Raw genomic sequence first — 16,212 nt, forward strand, 5'->3', positions numbered from 1 at the left:
AGTCGATGGACGGCGTCGTGGTCGCCGGCATATATGGATGGGCACCGTGGCCGGTGCTTGCACATGGTTGACGATTCCTTCGTTCCTCGACGGTGTTTGTCGATGAATCCAGCATGCGTGCGGCGGCGGCGCGAGCGGCACGGGAGGGATACCCATATGACTACCTAGGCCGCCGACGTAAGCACGTGGTGCCGGGCGTCTACGTTCTGTCAACGGCCCGCATATTGCCTGTGGGTAACGTTTCTCCCTGGAAATTCACTAATCGAAGCAATGGGGGATTGCCTTGTCCGATGAATCCGGGCCGGCGCCGTTCACCGCGATTCACGGTGACGAGCGGCACCACATTTACGCGGACCTCGCCGCCAAGGGGCCCGTCCACCCGATCACGACGCCGGAAGGCATGCCGGCGTGGCTGGTGACCGGCTACGCCGAGACCAGGGCGCTGCTGGCCGACCCGCGGCTGGTCAAGGGCGGCTGGACGTCGGGGTCGTACGCGCACCAACTGCCCGAGGACGTGGCGCGCGGCATCCACACGACCATGCTCTACAGCGACCCGCCGGATCACCCGCGGCTGCGCAGGCTGGTGACCTCGACGTTCACCCGCCGCAGGGTCGAGAAGCTCATCCCGCGGATCCAGCAGATCACCGACGACCTGCTGGCCGAGGCCGACGGCGAGGAGACCGTCGACCTCATCTCCGCGCTGGCCTACCCGCTGGCGATCGGCGTGATCTGCGAGCTGATCGGCATCCCCGAGGCGGAGCGGGCCGATTTCCGCGAGTGGACCCTGCCGGCCGTTTCCCCCGGCATCTACAGCTACGAGGAATTCCACGAGGCGGTCGCCTCGCTGCTCGCCTACAGCCGCGAACTGATCGCGAAGAAACGCCGCGACCCGCAGGACGACCTGCTCTCCGACCTGATCGCGGCCCGCGACGACGGCGAGGGGCTCAGCCAGGACGAGCTGACGTCGATGATCTTCCTGCTGGTGATCGCCGGGCACGAGACGACGGTGAACCTCATCGGCAACGGCATGCGCGCCCTCCTCACCCACCCCGACCAGCTCGCCCTGCTCCGCAAGCGCCCCGAGCTCCTCGACCCGGCGATCGAGGAGCTCCTGCGCCATGACGGGCCCGTGCAGAGCACCCTGTCGTACCACACCGTGGAGCCCGTCGAGGCCGGCGGGGTGACGCTCCCGGCGGGCTCGGTCGTGTACTTCGCCCTGGTCGCCGCCAACCGCGACCCCCGGGCGTTCCCGCAGGGCGCCTCGCTGGACATCACCCGGGAGGCCCCGACGCACGTCGCCTTCGGGCACGGCATCCACTACTGCGTCGGCGCGCCGCTCGCCCGGGTCGAGGCCCGCATCGCGTTCCGCACGCTGCTCGACCGCTTCCCCGATCTCCGCCTGGCGGTGCCCGCGGAGAGCCTGACCAGGACGCCATCGCTGATCATGAACGGCCTGTCCGCCCTGCCCGTCCACCTGCGGCTCCCGGCGGCCGCTTGATCTAGAGTCGGCTCTAGCCCGTAGGCTCCGACGCGCTCGGCACCCCATCACATCGCTAGGAGTCTGATCATGCGTCACCGCGTCCTCGGCGGCACGGGCATCGAGGTGAGCGTCCACTGTCTCGGCGCCATGATGTTCGGCGCGGTCGGCAACCCCGACCACGACGACTGCGCCCGGATCATCCACCACGCCCTCGACCAGGGCGTCAACTTCATCGACACGGCCGACATGTACTCGGCCGGCGAGTCCGAGGTGATCGTGGGCAAGGCGCTGCGGGGCCGCCGTGACGACGTCGTACTCGCCACGAAGGTGCACTTCCCGATGGGGGACGGGCCGAACCGGCGCGGCAACTCGCGGCGTTGGATCATCAAGGAGGTCGAGGAGAGCCTCAAGCGGCTTCAGACCGACTGGATCGACCTCTACCAGGTGCACCGGCCGGACCACACGACCGACATCGAGGAGACGCTCGACGTGCTGGGCGACCTCGTCGGGCAGGGGAAGATCCGGGCGTTCGGCTGCTCGACGTTCCCCGCCGAGGACATCGTCGAGGCGCACCACGTGTCCGAGCGCCGCGGCCTGCGGCGCTTCAGGACCGAGCAGCCGCCGTACTCGCTGCTCGCCCGCGGCGTCGAGGCCGACGTGCTGCCGGTGTGCCACCGGTACGGCATGGGCGTGCTGACCTGGAGCCCGCTCGCCTCCGGCTTCCTGACCGGCCGGTTCAGGAAGGGGCAGCCCATCGACCTGACCACCGGCCGCGCGTCGCTCAGCCCCAACCGCTTCGACCCCTCCATCCCCGAGAACGCCGCCAAGCTCGAGGTGGTGGAGGAGTTGATCGAGCTCGCATCGGACCTCGGCTGCTCGCTGCCCGAGCTCGCGGTCGCCTTCCCCGCGGCGCATCCGGCCGTCACCTCGGTCATCATCGGCCCGCGCACGATGGAGCAGCTGGAGGCGACGCTCAAGGGCGCGGCGCTCACCCTCGACGATCAGACCCTCGACCGCATCGACGAGATCATCCCGCCGGGCACCAACCTCTACCACCCCGACGGCGCCTGGCGCCGCCCGGCGCTGACGGACGCCGCCCGCCGGCGCCGCCTGCCTGGCGACCGGGCCGCCGGCTGAGCCCGCGCGGGCCCTCAGCCCAGGTCCAGCTCGGAGCCGCCGAACTTGTCCCGCAGGAAGCGGCCCTGGTCGCGCAGCGCCTGCTCGTCCCCCCGGTGGATGGCCTCGGCCACCTTGCGCAGCTGGGCGTCGAGCAGGGCGAGCTGGGCGAGCAGCTCCTCGTGCGCGCTGCGCTCCCGCCCGCCGCGGCGGGTGCGGGCGTAGCCGCGCGGCAGGTTCGCGTACGCCTCCAGGCTGGCGGGCAGGTATCGGCGGATCGTCTGCGACACCACGTGCAGCTGGTCGGGGGAGGACGTGAGCTGCTCGGCGCGGTCCAGCACGCCCCTCAGCACCTCGGCCAGCGCGTCCACGGCCGCGTGCACGTCGCCGGGGAAGCGCCCGCCGATCCGCCGCAGCAGCTCGTCCAGGTCGGCCCTGAGCGCCCGCGTCTCCACCTCGGCGTGCGAGATCGTCAGCCGGACCCGGTCCGGCGGGGCGAGCAGCGCGCCCACCCCGTACAGCGCCACCACGACCACCGGCCAGAACGCGCCCACCAGCCCCAGGAAGTGGGCCACCAGGCCGAGCAGCGCCAGGCAGGAGCCGGCGATGTTCCGGTTCGAGCCCAGGTAGCGCAGGACGCGCTCACTGATAGCCACGGATCTCCTTGAACGCGCTGCTCAGCGACGTCTTGCGGGCGTCGAACACGGCGCCGCCGGTCAGCTCGGCGACCTTGCGCATCTCCTCGACGTCGCTCTCGCCGAACAGCACCACGAACGCCGGCGCCCGCCGATCCTGCGGCAGCGCCCGGTAACGGGCCTCGAAGGCGGCGTAGTCGGAGCCATTGGTGTTGTCGCCGTCGGTCATGAGCACGATCGAGGTGTAGTGCCCGGGCGTCACGGGACGGTCGTAGGCGGCGGCCAGGCTGTCGTAGATCGCGGTGCCGCCGCCCGCGGACAGCCCTTCCGCGAACGCCTTGATCTGGGCGAGCACCGGCTCCGGGTCGCGTTCTGGCACGGTGAACGGGACCGGCCGCATCGGCGTGCTGCTGAACGGGATCATCGTGACGGCCTCGCGGTTGCTGAAGCGCGAGAACGCGCCGGAGGCGGAGGTGTCGGCGCCGGTCAGGGCGACCAGCGCCTGCCGCAGCGCGTCGATCCGCTCGCCCGCCATCGAGCCGGAGACGTCCAGCACGAAGCGCGCCTCCGCCGGGACCCGCACCTGGTTGAGGTAGGTGGCGATCAACTCGTCGGCGGTGCTGCGCCGGTTGGGGAACGGCAGCTCGATCAGCTGCCTCCCGCCGAAGCGCGGGTCCGGGGTCACGCCCGGCGCGATCGGCCGGCGGTGGGTGCCGGTCATGATGTCCTTCTGCACGGCCGGGCTGCGCAACCAGGCGGTGAGCTTGCCGTACAGGGCCTTCTTGGGCTCGGGGGCCGAGGCGAGCAGCGTGAGCGGGTAGTCGGCGGTGACCACGCCGTCGGACGGGTAGACGAGCGTCAGCGGCTCGCGCATCCCCAGCAGGACCGACTCGTAGTTGACCATGCCGTCCACGCGCCGGTCGCGGACGTAGGCGTCGGCCAGCCACCCCGACGAGCCGGCCGTCAGGCGCTGCGCCGAGAAGAACTCCTTCAGCCGCGGCGTCACCGACGCGACCTGCTCGGCGCTGAGCGCGCCGTCCGCGTCCGACAGCGCCGCGGCCACCCCCACCAGGGCCGAGAAGCCGGAGTTGGAGGAGGCGGGGTTCGTCATGGCGAAGCCGAATCTGCCCTCCTTGGCCGCCCGGGAGATGTCGGCCCAGGTGACCTGCTTGCCGTCCCAGCCGAGCTCGCGGGCCTTGGCGGGCTTCAGCCCCAGCACGACGGGGGAGACCATGATCTTGGCCTGGGTGGACAGCCTGGCCTGCGCGCCGTCGATCAGGGACAGGTAGCGGTTGGAGGAGAACCAGACCGAGTCCAGCCGGCCGTCGGCGCGGCCGCTCGCGACCTGCTCGGCACCGTCGAGCGTGCCGGTGTAGGTGAGCCGCACCTTGACGCCGGCCTCCGACTCGGCCCGCCGCAGCAGCGGCTCGAGGTCCTTGATCTCGCTGCCGGCCAGCACCCGGAGCACGTCGGGCGCGTCGGCGGGCTCCTCGCCCCCGCCGCAGCCCGCCAGCAGGGCGGCGAGCAGGACGAGAGGCAGCGCCCGTCTCAGGGCTCGTCTCATCGCTCGCCCTCCCGGGCCCGCTCGAGGTACGCCTTGGCATGCCCCAGCTCGGCGGACAGGCTGTCGACGGTGGCCGCCATGTTGTCCACGGCCTTCGCCCGGAACGCGTCGATCGTGTCCATCGTGGCGTAGACGTTGTCGAACGCCTGCCGCAGCGTGTCCAGGTCCACGGTCGTCGAGGCCGCCTGGTTCTGGATCGCGCCCGCCTGGGTGCGCAGCATCTCGCTGGTGGCCAGGATCAGGTCACCGGTCGTGGCGTTCAGCGCGGTGATCTGGTCGAGCACCAGCTTCTGGTTCGCCAGCGCCTGCGCGACCGTGACCGCCGTGCGCAGCGCCGAGACCGTGGTCGTGGTGGCGCGGTCGACGCCCTTGCTCAGCTCCAGGTTGTTCTTGCGTACGAGGTCGAGCGCCAGATAACCCTGGGCCGACACGGCGAGCTGGGTGAGCAGGTCCTGGTGGCGCTGGCGCACGGTGAACAGGGCGTCGGAGCGCAGCGCCGTGGCCCGCTCCTCGTCGGCCAGCACGATGCGCTCCTCGAGAGCGGCGTCCATGGCCTGGGCGAGGACCGCGTACTCCTGCAGCCGGGTCATCGTCTCCCACAAGTTCGCCTTCTCGCCCTCGATGGCGGCGTTGTCGCGCAGCAGCTCGTCCTGGCCGGACTTCAGCGCGCGGATGATGTCGTCGATGTGCTTCTGCGCGGAGTGGTACTTGGCGAAATAGTCGCGCAGCCGGTCGCCGAACGGGATGAGCCCCAGGAGCTTGCGCGTCCCGCTCGCCGCCTGCTTCGGGTCCAGGTCCACGACGGTACGGCGCAGCGCCACCAGCTCCTTGGCGACCCTGGCCTGCGCGTCGGCGCCCTCACCGCGGGCCGCGTCCAGGGCGGCGACCGGCCGCTTGAGCATGCGGTTGGCCACCTGGGAGGCGGACTTGATCTCGGTGTCGCCCATCGAGGCGATGTCGTGCACCTTGCGGGAGAACTCGGGGGAGCGGTGGTCGAGCCCGCTCAGCTCGCCCGCGAAGTCGCGGGCCCTGGCGGCCAGCTCGGCGGCGCGCTCGTCGGCGATCGGCAGCATGGTGGCCGCCGTCTCGGCCGGGACCGGGGCGACCGGCTCGGGCGGCGTGAGCACCAGATCGGACACGTGCGGGATCTCCTTGCTAGGGCCGGGCGGAGTCGATGGTGGTGATGAGCTGGTCCAGCCGCTCATACGTGGGTGGCTCGACGACGTCCACCAGCTCAGCCCCCGCCGGCGCCCCGGTCCTGGCGACCAGGCCGGCGAACGCCTGAGGGTCGGTGGTGCGGAAGCCGTACGCGGCCGCCAGGGCCTGCAGCTCGGCGTCCTTCGTGAGCAACTGCCCCACCCGGTCGCCCGGCGGGGTCAGCGGGACCAGCGTGTGCTTGCTGAGCACGGTCGGCGACGGATACACCAGCCGCATCTCCGGCTTGATCGCGCCGTCGCCGGCGAAGACGTGCGCCAGGTACTGCGCCTCGTAGACGACCAGCATCGGCGTCTTGCCCGCGCCCAGCGCCAGGTAGTCGTCGAACGACGCCTCGCTGGTGGACTCCGCGAAGCCCTGGTCGAGGACGGCGGGGGCGATCATCGGGGCGATCTTGGCGATCTGGGCGTCGGAGGTGGGCACGTCCTCGCCGTTGGCGACATAGCCGATCGCCGACAGATACATGGCGGCGGAGTTGGAGGTACGGATGTCGGTGGTGGTGAGGAGGACCCGCTTACGAGCCGGGTAAGCCGAATTACCGGGAAGCTGATCCCAGCGGGTGCCTTTGGCTATTAAATCGAGATATTTCCTAATATCAAGGATTTGGTAGCCTTTGTCGGAATCGCGGACCACGCCCGCCCCCGCCAGCAGCTTCGCGATCGGCTCGAACGTGGCCACCGCCATCGGCGAGTAGAACGGCGAATAGGTGGTGACCGCCTTGCGGTCGCGCTTGATCCGCTCGGCGGCCGGAACGCTGGAGGGGAAGGCGAAAGCGTAGCGGCTCAGGTCCACATCGGTGACGATCTGCCGCGACCCCGCGGTGTCCACCTCGACCCGCATCCCATGTTTGGCGAAGGCCGCCTTGACGCGGGGGTCGTCGAAGAACGGCTTCTTCTCCGACCCGATGACCCCCCGCACCACGAGCGCCTCCGGGGCCTCGTCCGCCCGGTTCCCCAAGAGGATCGCCACGCCCGCCACCCCGGCCAGAACCGCCGCCAGAATGACACCGATCCAGCGCTTCATCGCATCCTGTTTCCTGAAATAACCCCCATGGCTGGAATTATGGGATGGCGATTGCCGGATCCGCGCGTGCGGAAAGGCGACTTACTGCAGAATTCATCCCCCGTTCACGGTTGGGGCGCCGGGTCCACCGTGCCGGGGGCCTGCTCGGGCTGAGCGGGTGCGAGGCGGGGCGCGGCGCGCTGGGTGAGGGCGATGGCGGCGAGGATGATGACGGCGCCGACCGGCTGGTTCCAGCTGAGACCCTCGCCCAGGATGGCCACCCCGGAGATCGCGGCGAACACCGGCAGCAGGTAGGTGACCGTGGAGGTCGTGGTGACCCCGGCGCGGACCTGCACCCAGTAGAGCAGCAGGTACGCCAGCCCGGTGCCCAGCCCGCCGAGCCCGGCCAGGCTCCACCAGACCGCGGCGGGCGCGTGCGGGTCCACCAGCGGCACCCCGGCCAGCAACGTGATCACGGCCAGCTGGACCGCGCCGCTGAGCAGCTGGCCGGCGGCCAGCACGACCGGCGGCTCGGGGCGCCGGCCGGTGATGAAGCGGCCCATGTAGGCGCCGCCGATCCCGTAGCAGGCCGCGGCGCCGAAGCAGGCCAGGCTGCCGCCGAGCTGCCCGCCGCCCATCGGCTGCCAGATCCCCAGCACGACCATGACGCCCGCGAAGCCGAGGCCGAGGCCCGCCACCCGGCCGGTGGTCGCCTTCTCGGTGCGCAGCAGCAGGGTGAAGGCGAGCGTGCAGAGCGGGGTGGTGGCGTTCCAGATGGCGGCGACCACGGAGGAGACGTACTGCTCGCCGTACGCGAAAAGGGTGAACGGCAGCGTGGTGAGCACGATCGAGGCGATCTGGAAGTGACCCCACAGGCGGGGGTCGCGCGGCAGCCGCTTGCCGCCGAGCAGCACGGCCAGCAGGAGCACCAGCGCCCCGATGACCATCCGGCCGAAGGAGACCTGGAGCGGATGGAGGGACTCCACCGCGACCTTGATGAAGAAGAAGCTGTTGCCCCAGATGGCGGCGAGCAGCAGGAAACCGGGCAACCAAGGTTTGAGCACGGATGGAGCGTAGCGGTTGGTCCTGACACATAACCATTTGAACGAGTGAGTACTCGCTCATTAGGATGGCCCACCATGAACAGAAGGAGGCGAAGGGTGCCGGCCATGGCGCCGGAAGACCGCCGTGCCGCGCTCATCGCCGCTACTCTGCCCCTGCTGCGCGAGTACGGCGCCGCGGTGAGCACCCGTCAGATCGCCGAGGCCGCGGGCGTGGCCGAGGGCACGATCTTCGGCGTCTTCCCCGACAAGGCCTCGCTGCTGCGGGCGACGCTCATGGTCGCGTTCGACTCTCGGCCGGCGGCGCAGGCCCTGGCGTCCATCGGCACGCGGGCCGAGCTGCGCGCGCGGCTGAGCCAGGCGGTCGCGCTGCTGCGGACGGGGATGAGGGCCAACGCCAACCTCATGGCCGTGCCCAAGGAGCTGATGGCCGACGACGCCGAGCTCTTCAAGCAGATCGTGGAGGGCCGGCGCCTGATCGTGGACGGGCTCGCCGCCCTGATCGAGCCCGACCGCGACCGGCTGCGCCGCTCTCCCCAGGCCACGGCGCAGCTGCTGCTCGTGCTGATCGCGTCGAGCGAGCACCGCGGCTTCGGCCGGATCGGCGAGTTCGGCGACCTGGACGACGAGGAGATCGTCTCCGTTCTGCTCGACGGGCTGCTTGTGCGGCCCACTACCACCCCATCGACAGAAAGCGCCTCTTGATGCTGCTCCGTCTTCTGCGGGTCCAGCTCAGGCCGTACGGGAAAGAGATCACACTCGTGGTCCTCTTCCAGTTCGTACAGACCCTGGCCACGCTCTATCTCCCCACCCTCAACGCCGACATCATCGACGACGGCGTCGTCAAGGGCGACACCGGCTACATCATGCGCATCGGGCTGGTGATGCTCGGTGTGACCCTCATCCAGATCGTCTGCTCGATCGTGGCCGTGTACTACGGCGCCCGGACCTCGATGGCCCTGGGCAGGGACCTGCGGGCCGCGATCTTCCACCGGGTGCAGGACTTCTCCGCCCAGGAGGTCAACAGGTTCGGCGCCCCCTCCCTGATCACCCGGACCACCAACGACGTGCAGCAGATCCAGCTGCTCGTGCTGATGACGTTCACGATGATGGTGGCGGCCCCGATCATGTGCGTCGGCGGCATCGTGCTGGCGCTGCGCCAGGACGCGGCGCTGTCGTCGCTGCTGCTCGTCGTGCTGCCCGTGATGATCGTCATCGTGGGCGTGATCGTGGTGCTCATGCGCCCGCTCTTCCGCACCATGCAGGAGCGCATCGACCGGATCAACCAGGTGCTGCGCGAGCAGATCACCGGCATCCGGGTCATCAGGGCGTTCGTCCGCGACAAGCACGAGCGCGAGCGTTTCGGCGCGGCCAACGACCAGCTGACCGACGTGTCGCTGCGGGTCGGGCGGCTGATGGCGCTGATGTTCCCGTCGGTGATGCTGGTGGTGAACGTCTCCAGCGTCGCCGTGGTGTGGTTCGGCGGACACCGCATCGCCGACGGGTCCATGCAGGTGGGCGCGCTGACCGCGGTCATCTCCTACCTGATGCAGATCCTCATGTCGGTGATGATGGCGATGTTCATGTTCATGATGATCCCCCGGGCCGAGGTCTGCGCCGAGCGCATCGAGGAGGTGCTCGACACCGAGCCGACCGTGCACCCGCCGGCGAAGCCGGTCACCCCCGAACGACATCTCGGCGAGCTGGAGTTGCGCTCCGTGGACTTCCGCTACCCGGGCGCGGAGGAGCCGGTGCTGTGCGACGTGAGCTTCACGGCGCGGCCCGGCCGTACCACCGCGATCATCGGCAGCACGGGCAGCGGCAAGACGACGCTGCTCAACCTGATCCCGCGCCTGTTCGACGCGACCGCCGGCGAGGTGCTGGTCGACGGCGTCGACGTGCGCGGCCTCGACGCGGCCGTGCTCTCCCGGGCGGTCGGCCTGGTCCCGCAGTCGCCCTACCTCTTCTCCGGCACCGTCGCCTCCAACCTGAGGTACGGCAGGCCGGACGCGACCGACGAGGAGCTGTGGAAGGCCCTGGAGGTGGCCCAGGCCCGCGAGTTCGTCGAGGCGATGCCCGGCGGCCTGGACGAGCCGATCTCCCAGGGCGGCACGAACGTCTCCGGCGGCCAGCGCCAGCGCCTGGCCATCGCCAGGACACTGGTGCACCGGCCCGAGATCTTCCTGTTCGACGACTCCTTCTCCGCCCTCGACTACGCCACCGACGCCCGGCTGCGCGCGGCGCTGGCCGAGGAGATCGCCGACGCCACCATCGTCATCGTGGCCCAGCGGGTCAACACCATCCGCGACGCCGACCGCATCCTCGTGCTCGACGACGGCCGCGTGGTCGGCAGCGGCACCCACGCCGAGCTCATGACGACCTGCCCGACCTACCGGGAGATCGTGCTGTCCCAGCTCACCGAACAGGAGGCCGCGGCATGACGACCCAAGCGCCCGCGCGCCGGCCCCAGCCCTCTTTCGGGCCGGGCAGGATGATGTCCGGGCCCGCCGAGAAGGCCCTCGACTTCGGCGGCACGCTCCGCAGCCTGCTGCGGCTGCTGCGCCCCGAGCGCACGCTGCTGGCCGTCGTCCTGGCCCTCGGCACGGCCAGCGTCGCGCTGACCGTGACGGGCCCCAAGATCCTCGGCCACGCCACGGACCTGATCTTCGCCGGCATCATCGGGGCCCAGCTGCCCGCCGGGATCACCAAGGAACAGGCCGTGGCGGGGCTGCGCGCCAAGGGCCAGGGCACCTTCGCCGACCTGGTGTCGTCGATCAACCTGGTGCCCGGCCACGGCATCGACTTCACCGCGCTGGCCCAGGTGCTGGCCTGGGTGCTGGCGATCTACGTGCTGGCGGCGCTGCTCGGCATCGTGCAGTTCCGGCTGACCACGACCGTCGTACAGCGGGCGGCGTTCCGGCTGCGCGAGCGGATCGAGGCCAAGCTGGGGCGGCTGCCGCTGAGCTACTTCGACGGCCAGCCGCGCGGCGAGATCCTCAGCCGCGCCACCAACGACACCGACAACATCGCCCAGACGCTGCAGCAGACGATGAGCCAGCTCATCTCCTCGGTGCTGACCGTCGTGGGGGTGCTCGTGGTGATGTTCTGGATCTCGCCCGTCCTGGCCCTCATCGCGCTGGTCAGCGTGCCGGTGTCGGTCTACGTCACCACCGTCATCGGCAAGCGCTCGCAGCCGCAGTTCATCAAGCAGTGGTCCTCGACGGGCAAGCTCAACGGCCACATCGAGGAGATGTACGGCGGCCACACGCTGGTCAAGGTCTTCGGCAGGCAGAAGGAGGCCGCCGAGATCTTCGATCAGCACAACGACGCCCTGTTCACCTCCAGCTTCCGCGCCCAGTTCATCTCCGGGGTCATCCAGCCGGCGATGATGTTCATCGGCAACCTCAACTACGTGCTGGTCGCCGTGGTGGGCGGGTTCAAGGTGGCCTCGGGCTCGATCTCGCTGGGCGACGTGCAGGCCTTCATCCAGTACTCGCGGCAGTTCAGCCAGCCGCTCACCCAGGTGGCCGGCATGGCGAACATGGTGCAGTCGGGCGTCGCCTCGGCCGAGCGGGTCTTCGAGCTGCTGGAGGCTCCCGAGCAGTCGCGGGAGCCGGCCAAGCCCGAGCGGCCCGAGCAGGTCAGAGGACGGGTGGCGTTCGAGAACGTGTCCTTCCGGTACACGCCGGACCGGCCGCTGATCGAGAACCTTTCGCTGACCGTGGAGCCCGGCCAGACCGTGGCCATCGTCGGCCCCACGGGAGCGGGCAAGACGACGCTGGTCAACCTCATCATGCGCTTCTACGAGGTGACCGGCGGGCGCATCACGCTCGACGGCGTCGACGTCGCCGAGATGTCCCGGGAGGAGCTGCGCGCCAACATCGGCATGGTGCTGCAGGACACCTGGCTGTTCGGCGGCACGATCGCGGAGAACATCGGCTACGGGGCGGAAGGCGCCACGCGCGAGCGGATCGAGGCCGCCGCCGAGGCCGCCCACGTGGACCGCATCGCGCACACGCTGCCCGACGGCTACGACACGGTGATCGACGAGGAGGGCGGGACGGTCAGCGCGGGCGAGAAGCAGCTGATCACGATCGCCCGGGCGTTCCTGTCCGAGCCGGCCATCCTGATCCTGGACGAGGCCACCAGCTCGGTCGACACTCGCACCGAGGTGCTCATCCAGCGGGCGATGAGCTCGCTGCGCGAGGGCCGCACCAGCTTCGTGATCGCCCACCGGCTGTCCACGATCCGCGACGCCAGCCTGATCCTGGTCATGGAGGACGGCCGGATCGTGGAGCAGGGCACGCACGAGTCGCTCCTGGCCGAGGGCGGGGCCTACGCCCGGCTGTACTCGGCCCAGTTCGCCGAGGCCGTCGTGGAGGTGGATTAGACCCGTTCCCCGGCGGTCCGTACATCGATCCACCCGCCGTGGCCCCTGTGACGGCGGTGGGACATCCTGTCCTCTCGTGAGGGAGAACATGGACGATGTCACGGCCGATGTCACGGCCGCCCCGGAGACGATGCTCGACCTGCTGGAGCGCCGGGCGGCCGGCGCCCCGGAGGCGGAGCTCGTGCGGTTCGAGGGCGGCGCCTCGCTGCGGGTCGGCGAGTGCCTGGAGGGGGCGACCGCCGTCGCGGGCGGGCTCGCCGGCCTGGTGACGGGCGGCGACCGGGTCCTCACGTGCCTGCCTCCGGGGCCGCGCCTGGTCGAGGTGATGTTCGCGCTGGCCAGGCTCGGCGCCGTGGAGGTGCCGCTGGCTCTGGACGTACGGCTCGACGCGGCGCGGCGGCTCGCCGGGGCCGCCGGGGCGCGCCTGCTCATCGCCGGCACGGACGCCGTGCGCGCCAACCCCGACCTGATCGCGCTGGCCGCGGGGATGGAGCGCGTGGTGCTCGTGACCGGGCGGGAGGCGGCCGAGCTGCCGGGCTCGGCCGACCTGGACGACCTGCTCGCCGCGCCGCACCGCCTCCCGGCAGGGCGTCCGGGACCGGCGGACCCCGCCGTCGTCATGGCCACCTCGGGGACCACCGGCCGCGCCAAGGGAGCGCTGCTGCCGCACTTCGCCGGGGTCCGGCACGCCCGGCGGGTCGCCCGCACCATGGGCTACGAGGCGGGGGACGTGCTGTTCAACGTCTTCCCCTGGAACCACATCAACGTCCGGCACGCGGGCCTGCTGCCCGCGCTGATCTCCGGCGCCACGCTGGTGGCCCATCACCGCTTCTCCGCCTCCAGGTTCTGGGAGATCTGCCGGCGGGAGGGGGTCACCGCGTTCAACTTCATGGGCGCCATCGCGGCCATCCTGGAACGGGCGCCCGCCAGCGGCTCCGACACCCGCCACCGGGTGCGCCGCGCCTACGGGGGCCCGGCGCCGGAGGGCCTGTCGAGGCGGTTCCTGGAGCGGTTCGGCGTGCTGCCGCTCGGCCCGGACGACGAGAGCCTGGGCCTGTCCGAGATCGTCCGCCGCACCGGCGTGGCCAAGGCATCGGTCCACCGGCTGGCCCAGGAACTGCTGCAGTGGGGCCTGCTGGAGCGGCGCGGCCCTTCATGGAGGACCTCTACCAGGCGACGGGGGAGACCATCCACCTGGCGGTGCTGGACGGGCTGGAGGTCATCTACCTGGAGAAGGTCTCCGGCCACGGCCAGGTGTCCAGGCCGTCGCGCATCGCCGGGCGCATGCCGCTGCACTGCACGGCGACCGGCAAGGCCCTGCTGGCGTTCGGCCCGGCGGCCCTCTTCGGCGACGTCGTGGCCACCCCGCTCACCGGCGCCACCGGGACCATGGTCGCCGCGCTGTCGGTGACGGCGCCGACCTTCCGCGCCGACGTCAACAAGTACGTGGCCTGCTCAGCATGGTGAGCAGGCGCATCACGAAGTCGATCATGGCCGCCGACGGCGGCCGGACCTGATCAGGCCGTCAGGAACGCCGCCACGGCCGCGGCGACCTCGGCGGGCTTGTGCTCCATGAGCGGGATCGTGCCGCCCTCGACGACGGCCGACGTCACGCTCGCCGCCCCGGTGAGATGCTCCCGGAGCGGGGCCAGGTTCGGCAGCGCGAACGGGTCCGCGGCGCCGGCCAGCAGCAGCACGGGCGCCGTCACCAGGCCGATCCTGTCCTCCATGACGTAGCGCGCGCACGCCCGGTGGCCTTCCGCCGGATCGACCCCCGGCGCCAGGGCGTCGCGGACGAACCGGTCGAGGAGGCCGGTGACCGGTTCGGGATAGTACGGCTGCCGCAGCCGCCACAGCTTGACCAGGTGGTCGCCCTCCGGGGACGGCTCGGCCTCGTCCACCCCCGGGCCGTGCGCGTGGGAGGCGCGGTAGCGGGCGTCCGCCCACGGGGCCGACGACAGGACCAGCAGCCCCACCCGCTCCGGCGCGGACGCCGCCAGCTCGACGGCCACCGCCCCGCCGGTGTGGTGGCCGAGCACGTCGGCCCGCTCGATGCCGAGGCCGTCCAGCAGCGCCAGGGCACCGGCCGCGAACAGCTCGATCGTGTGGGGCGCCGGAGGCTTCGCGCTGGCCCCGAAGCCGACCATGTCCATGGCCAGGACGCGCCGGTGCGGCGCCAGCAGGGGCATCAGCTCGCGGAACTCGTCCCACGATCTGGGGGTCTGGTGCAGGAGCAGCAGGGGGCGGCCCGCGCCCTGCTCGGCGTAGTGGAGCTGGCCGAAGGGCGAATCGGCGTACCCGAAGCGCGGCGGCACCGTGATGTCCAAGGGTCCTCCCTCATGCCGGGTCGTCACCTGATCTTTACATCGGACCGCCCGGCCAAACCTATACATTCATGGCGTTATGCACTATTCATGGGACAAATAGAAAGTCGTCGCGAGGCGAGTTCCAAGGTCCTCACAGGTGTTCGTGGCGGCATCGGTCGACCCCGACGACGATGAGGAATACCCCAATTCGGTCCTCGGCAAGGCCCAGTTGATCTTCGGGGCGTTCGAGTCGGGGGCGGTCCAGCTCCGGCTCACCGAGCTCAGCCGGCGCTCGGGGGTGCCGAAGGCGTCGGCGTACCGGCTCGCGCAGGAGCTGGTGCAATGGGGGCTGCTGGAGCGCAAGGGGGACTCCTACCAGCTCGGCATGCGCATGTTCGAGCTCGGCCAGCGGGTGCCGGTCTCCGCCGTGCTGCGCCGTGTGGCCCGGCCCCTCCTCAACGACCTGTTCGCCGCCACCAGGGCGACCATCCACCTGGCGGTCCTCGACCGCGGTCACGTGCTCTACGTGGAGAAGGTGGCCGGCGAGGCGAACGTGAACACCCACTCCCGGGCGGGCGGGCGCCTGCCCGCGGCGTGCACGGCGACGGGCAAGGCCCTGCTCGCGAACCTCCCCGACCTCGAGGAACGGCTCCGCCGCCTCGCGCGCACCGGCCTGCCGCGCCTGACGCCGCGCACCGTCGCGTCCGTGGAGGACCTGCGCCGGCAGCTCGCGGTCGTCAGGGAACGGGGCCACGCCATCGAGAAGCAGGAGATCCTGCTGGGGTTCGGCAGCATCGCCGTGCCCGTCATGGGAGCCGGTGGAACGGTCCTCGCGTCCGTGTCGGCCGCCGCGCCGCTGTCCCGCCTGGTGGCGAAGCGGCTGCTGCCCGGACTGTTCGCGGCGGCCGACGGCATCTCCCGCGCCGTCGAACGGGAGTGCTGACGATCATTCTTGGAGTCAGAACGCGGCGCGCATCCAGCGGGCCGACGCCTGCGCGCTCTCGTACGGGTCGGTGATGTCGGGCCGGTCCACCTCCACCATCAGCCATCCGTCGAACGCGTCGGGCAGGTTGCCGATGATGCCGGTCAGGTCGAGCTCGTCCCGCCAGGGTTCGACCCAGAGCCCCGCCAGCACGGTCTGCCGGTAGTCCCACCCCTTCTCGCGGCCCTCGGCGGCGACGCTGAGCCGGCAGTCCTTCACGTGCACGAAGGGGATGCGGTCCGCGTAGTCCTTGACGAGCCCGGCGACGTCGGCGCCCGCCCACGCCAGGTGGCCCGTGTCGGGCAGGAAGCCGAGCCGGGACTCCGGCAGGGCGTCGAGCACCGCCCGGCCCTCCTCCTCGGTCTCGACCCAGGTGCCGACGTGCGGATGCAGGCACGGCCGGACGCCCTCGGCCACCATGGCGTCGCAGATCCGCCCGATCAGCTCCGTCACCGCCTCGA

General features: G+C 71.0%; 14 protein-coding genes. 7 read left to right on the forward strand and 7 right to left on the reverse strand.

Translation table 11 applies throughout. The features are described 5' to 3' along the window. The first annotated feature begins 283 nt into the window (after nt 1-283). The gene (locus tag ACIBI9_RS29575) at nt 284-1,498 is read left to right on the forward strand and encodes a cytochrome P450 (protein ID WP_397226430.1); all 1,215 of its coding nucleotides are present in this window, start codon (nt 284-286) and stop codon (nt 1,496-1,498) included. A gap of 69 nt (nt 1,499-1,567) precedes the next feature. Continuing rightward, entirely contained in the window at nt 1,568-2,617 is a 1,050-nt protein-coding gene (locus ACIBI9_RS29580; protein WP_397226432.1) for an aldo/keto reductase, read from the forward strand. Between the two features lie 14 nt (nt 2,618-2,631). Here ACIBI9_RS29580 and ACIBI9_RS29585 read toward each other — a convergent pair whose 3' ends face one another. The 5 genes from ACIBI9_RS29585 to ACIBI9_RS29605 form a co-directional block, all read right to left on the reverse strand. Then, a complete protein-coding gene (locus tag ACIBI9_RS29585; protein ID WP_397226434.1) occupies nt 2,632-3,252 on the reverse strand; it encodes a hypothetical protein in 621 nt (206 codons plus the stop codon). Next, complete coding sequence (locus ACIBI9_RS29590; protein WP_397226436.1) at nt 3,239-4,795, reverse strand: substrate-binding domain-containing protein; 1,557 nt, start codon at nt 4,793-4,795, stop codon at nt 3,239-3,241. Before ACIBI9_RS29590 ends, ACIBI9_RS29585 begins: the two co-directional genes overlap by 14 nt. Further along, entirely contained in the window at nt 4,792-5,934 is a 1,143-nt protein-coding gene (locus tag ACIBI9_RS29595; RefSeq protein ID WP_397226438.1) for a toxic anion resistance protein, read from the reverse strand. The genes ACIBI9_RS29590 and ACIBI9_RS29595 overlap by 4 nt, the downstream gene beginning before the upstream one ends. 16 nt (nt 5,935-5,950) lie before the next feature. Beyond that, nucleotides 5,951-7,033: a hypothetical protein gene (locus ACIBI9_RS29600; protein WP_397226440.1), complete on the reverse strand. Its 1,083-nt coding sequence runs from the start codon at nt 7,031-7,033 to the stop codon at nt 5,951-5,953. A gap of 104 nt (nt 7,034-7,137) precedes the next feature. Next, nucleotides 7,138-8,076, reverse strand: a complete 939-nt coding sequence (locus ACIBI9_RS29605) for a DMT family transporter (protein ID WP_397226442.1) — start codon at nt 8,074-8,076, stop codon at nt 7,138-7,140. 105 nt (nt 8,077-8,181) lie between these two features. On the opposite strand from ACIBI9_RS29605, the gene ACIBI9_RS29610 reads away from it, so the two are divergent. The 4 genes from ACIBI9_RS29610 (at nt 8,182) to ACIBI9_RS29625 (ending at nt 13,874) form a co-directional block, all read left to right on the forward strand. Then, a complete protein-coding gene (locus ACIBI9_RS29610) occupies nt 8,182-8,778 on the forward strand; it encodes a TetR/AcrR family transcriptional regulator (protein ID WP_397226443.1) in 597 nt (198 codons plus the stop codon). Then, nucleotides 8,778-10,514 (forward strand): ABC transporter ATP-binding protein, encoded by a 1,737-nt coding sequence (locus ACIBI9_RS29615; RefSeq protein ID WP_397226444.1) that lies wholly within the window; start codon nt 8,778-8,780, stop codon nt 10,512-10,514. Before ACIBI9_RS29610 ends, ACIBI9_RS29615 begins: the two co-directional genes overlap by 1 nt. After that, a complete protein-coding gene (locus ACIBI9_RS29620) occupies nt 10,511-12,463 on the forward strand; it encodes an ABC transporter ATP-binding protein (protein ID WP_397226445.1) in 1,953 nt (650 codons plus the stop codon). The genes ACIBI9_RS29615 and ACIBI9_RS29620 overlap by 4 nt, the downstream gene beginning before the upstream one ends. A gap of 88 nt (nt 12,464-12,551) precedes the next feature. After that, on the forward strand, nt 12,552-13,874 hold the full coding sequence (locus tag ACIBI9_RS29625; protein WP_397226446.1) for an AMP-binding protein: 1,323 nt from the start codon (nt 12,552-12,554) through the stop codon (nt 13,872-13,874). Nucleotides 13,875-13,980: 106 nt separating this feature from the next. On the opposite strand, the gene ACIBI9_RS29630 is transcribed toward ACIBI9_RS29625, so the two are convergent. Next, entirely contained in the window at nt 13,981-14,790 is an 810-nt protein-coding gene (locus ACIBI9_RS29630) for an alpha/beta fold hydrolase (protein WP_397226447.1), read from the reverse strand. A 136-nt stretch (nt 14,791-14,926) separates the two neighbouring features. Between ACIBI9_RS29630 and ACIBI9_RS29635 the strand changes: the two genes are divergently transcribed. Continuing rightward, nucleotides 14,927-15,712, forward strand: coding sequence for an IclR family transcriptional regulator (locus tag ACIBI9_RS29635; RefSeq protein ID WP_397226448.1), 786 nt, complete (start codon nt 14,927-14,929; stop codon nt 15,710-15,712). A gap of 15 nt (nt 15,713-15,727) precedes the next feature. On the opposite strand, the gene ACIBI9_RS29640 is transcribed toward ACIBI9_RS29635, so the two are convergent. Beyond that, the gene (locus ACIBI9_RS29640) at nt 15,728-16,204 is read right to left on the reverse strand and encodes a sugar phosphate isomerase/epimerase family protein (RefSeq protein ID WP_397226449.1); all 477 of its coding nucleotides are present in this window, start codon (nt 16,202-16,204) and stop codon (nt 15,728-15,730) included. Nucleotides 16,205-16,212: the final 8 nt, after the last annotated feature.

Source organism: Nonomuraea sp. NPDC050451 (genome assembly GCF_044458585.1).

What these genes read in the sequence shown, in the direction of transcription:
- ACIBI9_RS29580 (WP_397226432.1), top strand. Translation starts at nt 1,568, where the DNA reads ATGCGTCACCGCGTCCTCGGCGGCACGGGCATCGAGGTGAGCGTCCAC.
- ACIBI9_RS29590 (WP_397226436.1), bottom strand. Translation starts at nt 4,795, where the DNA reads ATGAGACGAGCCCTGAGACGGGCGCTGCCTCTCGTCCTGCTCGCCGCC.
- ACIBI9_RS29600 (WP_397226440.1), bottom strand. Translation starts at nt 7,033, where the DNA reads ATGAAGCGCTGGATCGGTGTCATTCTGGCGGCGGTTCTGGCCGGGGTG.
- ACIBI9_RS29610 (WP_397226443.1), top strand. Translation starts at nt 8,182, where the DNA reads ATGGCGCCGGAAGACCGCCGTGCCGCGCTCATCGCCGCTACTCTGCCC.
- ACIBI9_RS29615 (WP_397226444.1), top strand. Translation starts at nt 8,778, where the DNA reads ATGCTGCTCCGTCTTCTGCGGGTCCAGCTCAGGCCGTACGGGAAAGAG.
- ACIBI9_RS29620 (WP_397226445.1), top strand. Translation starts at nt 10,511, where the DNA reads ATGACGACCCAAGCGCCCGCGCGCCGGCCCCAGCCCTCTTTCGGGCCG.
- ACIBI9_RS29625 (WP_397226446.1), top strand. Translation starts at nt 12,552, where the DNA reads ATGGACGATGTCACGGCCGATGTCACGGCCGCCCCGGAGACGATGCTC.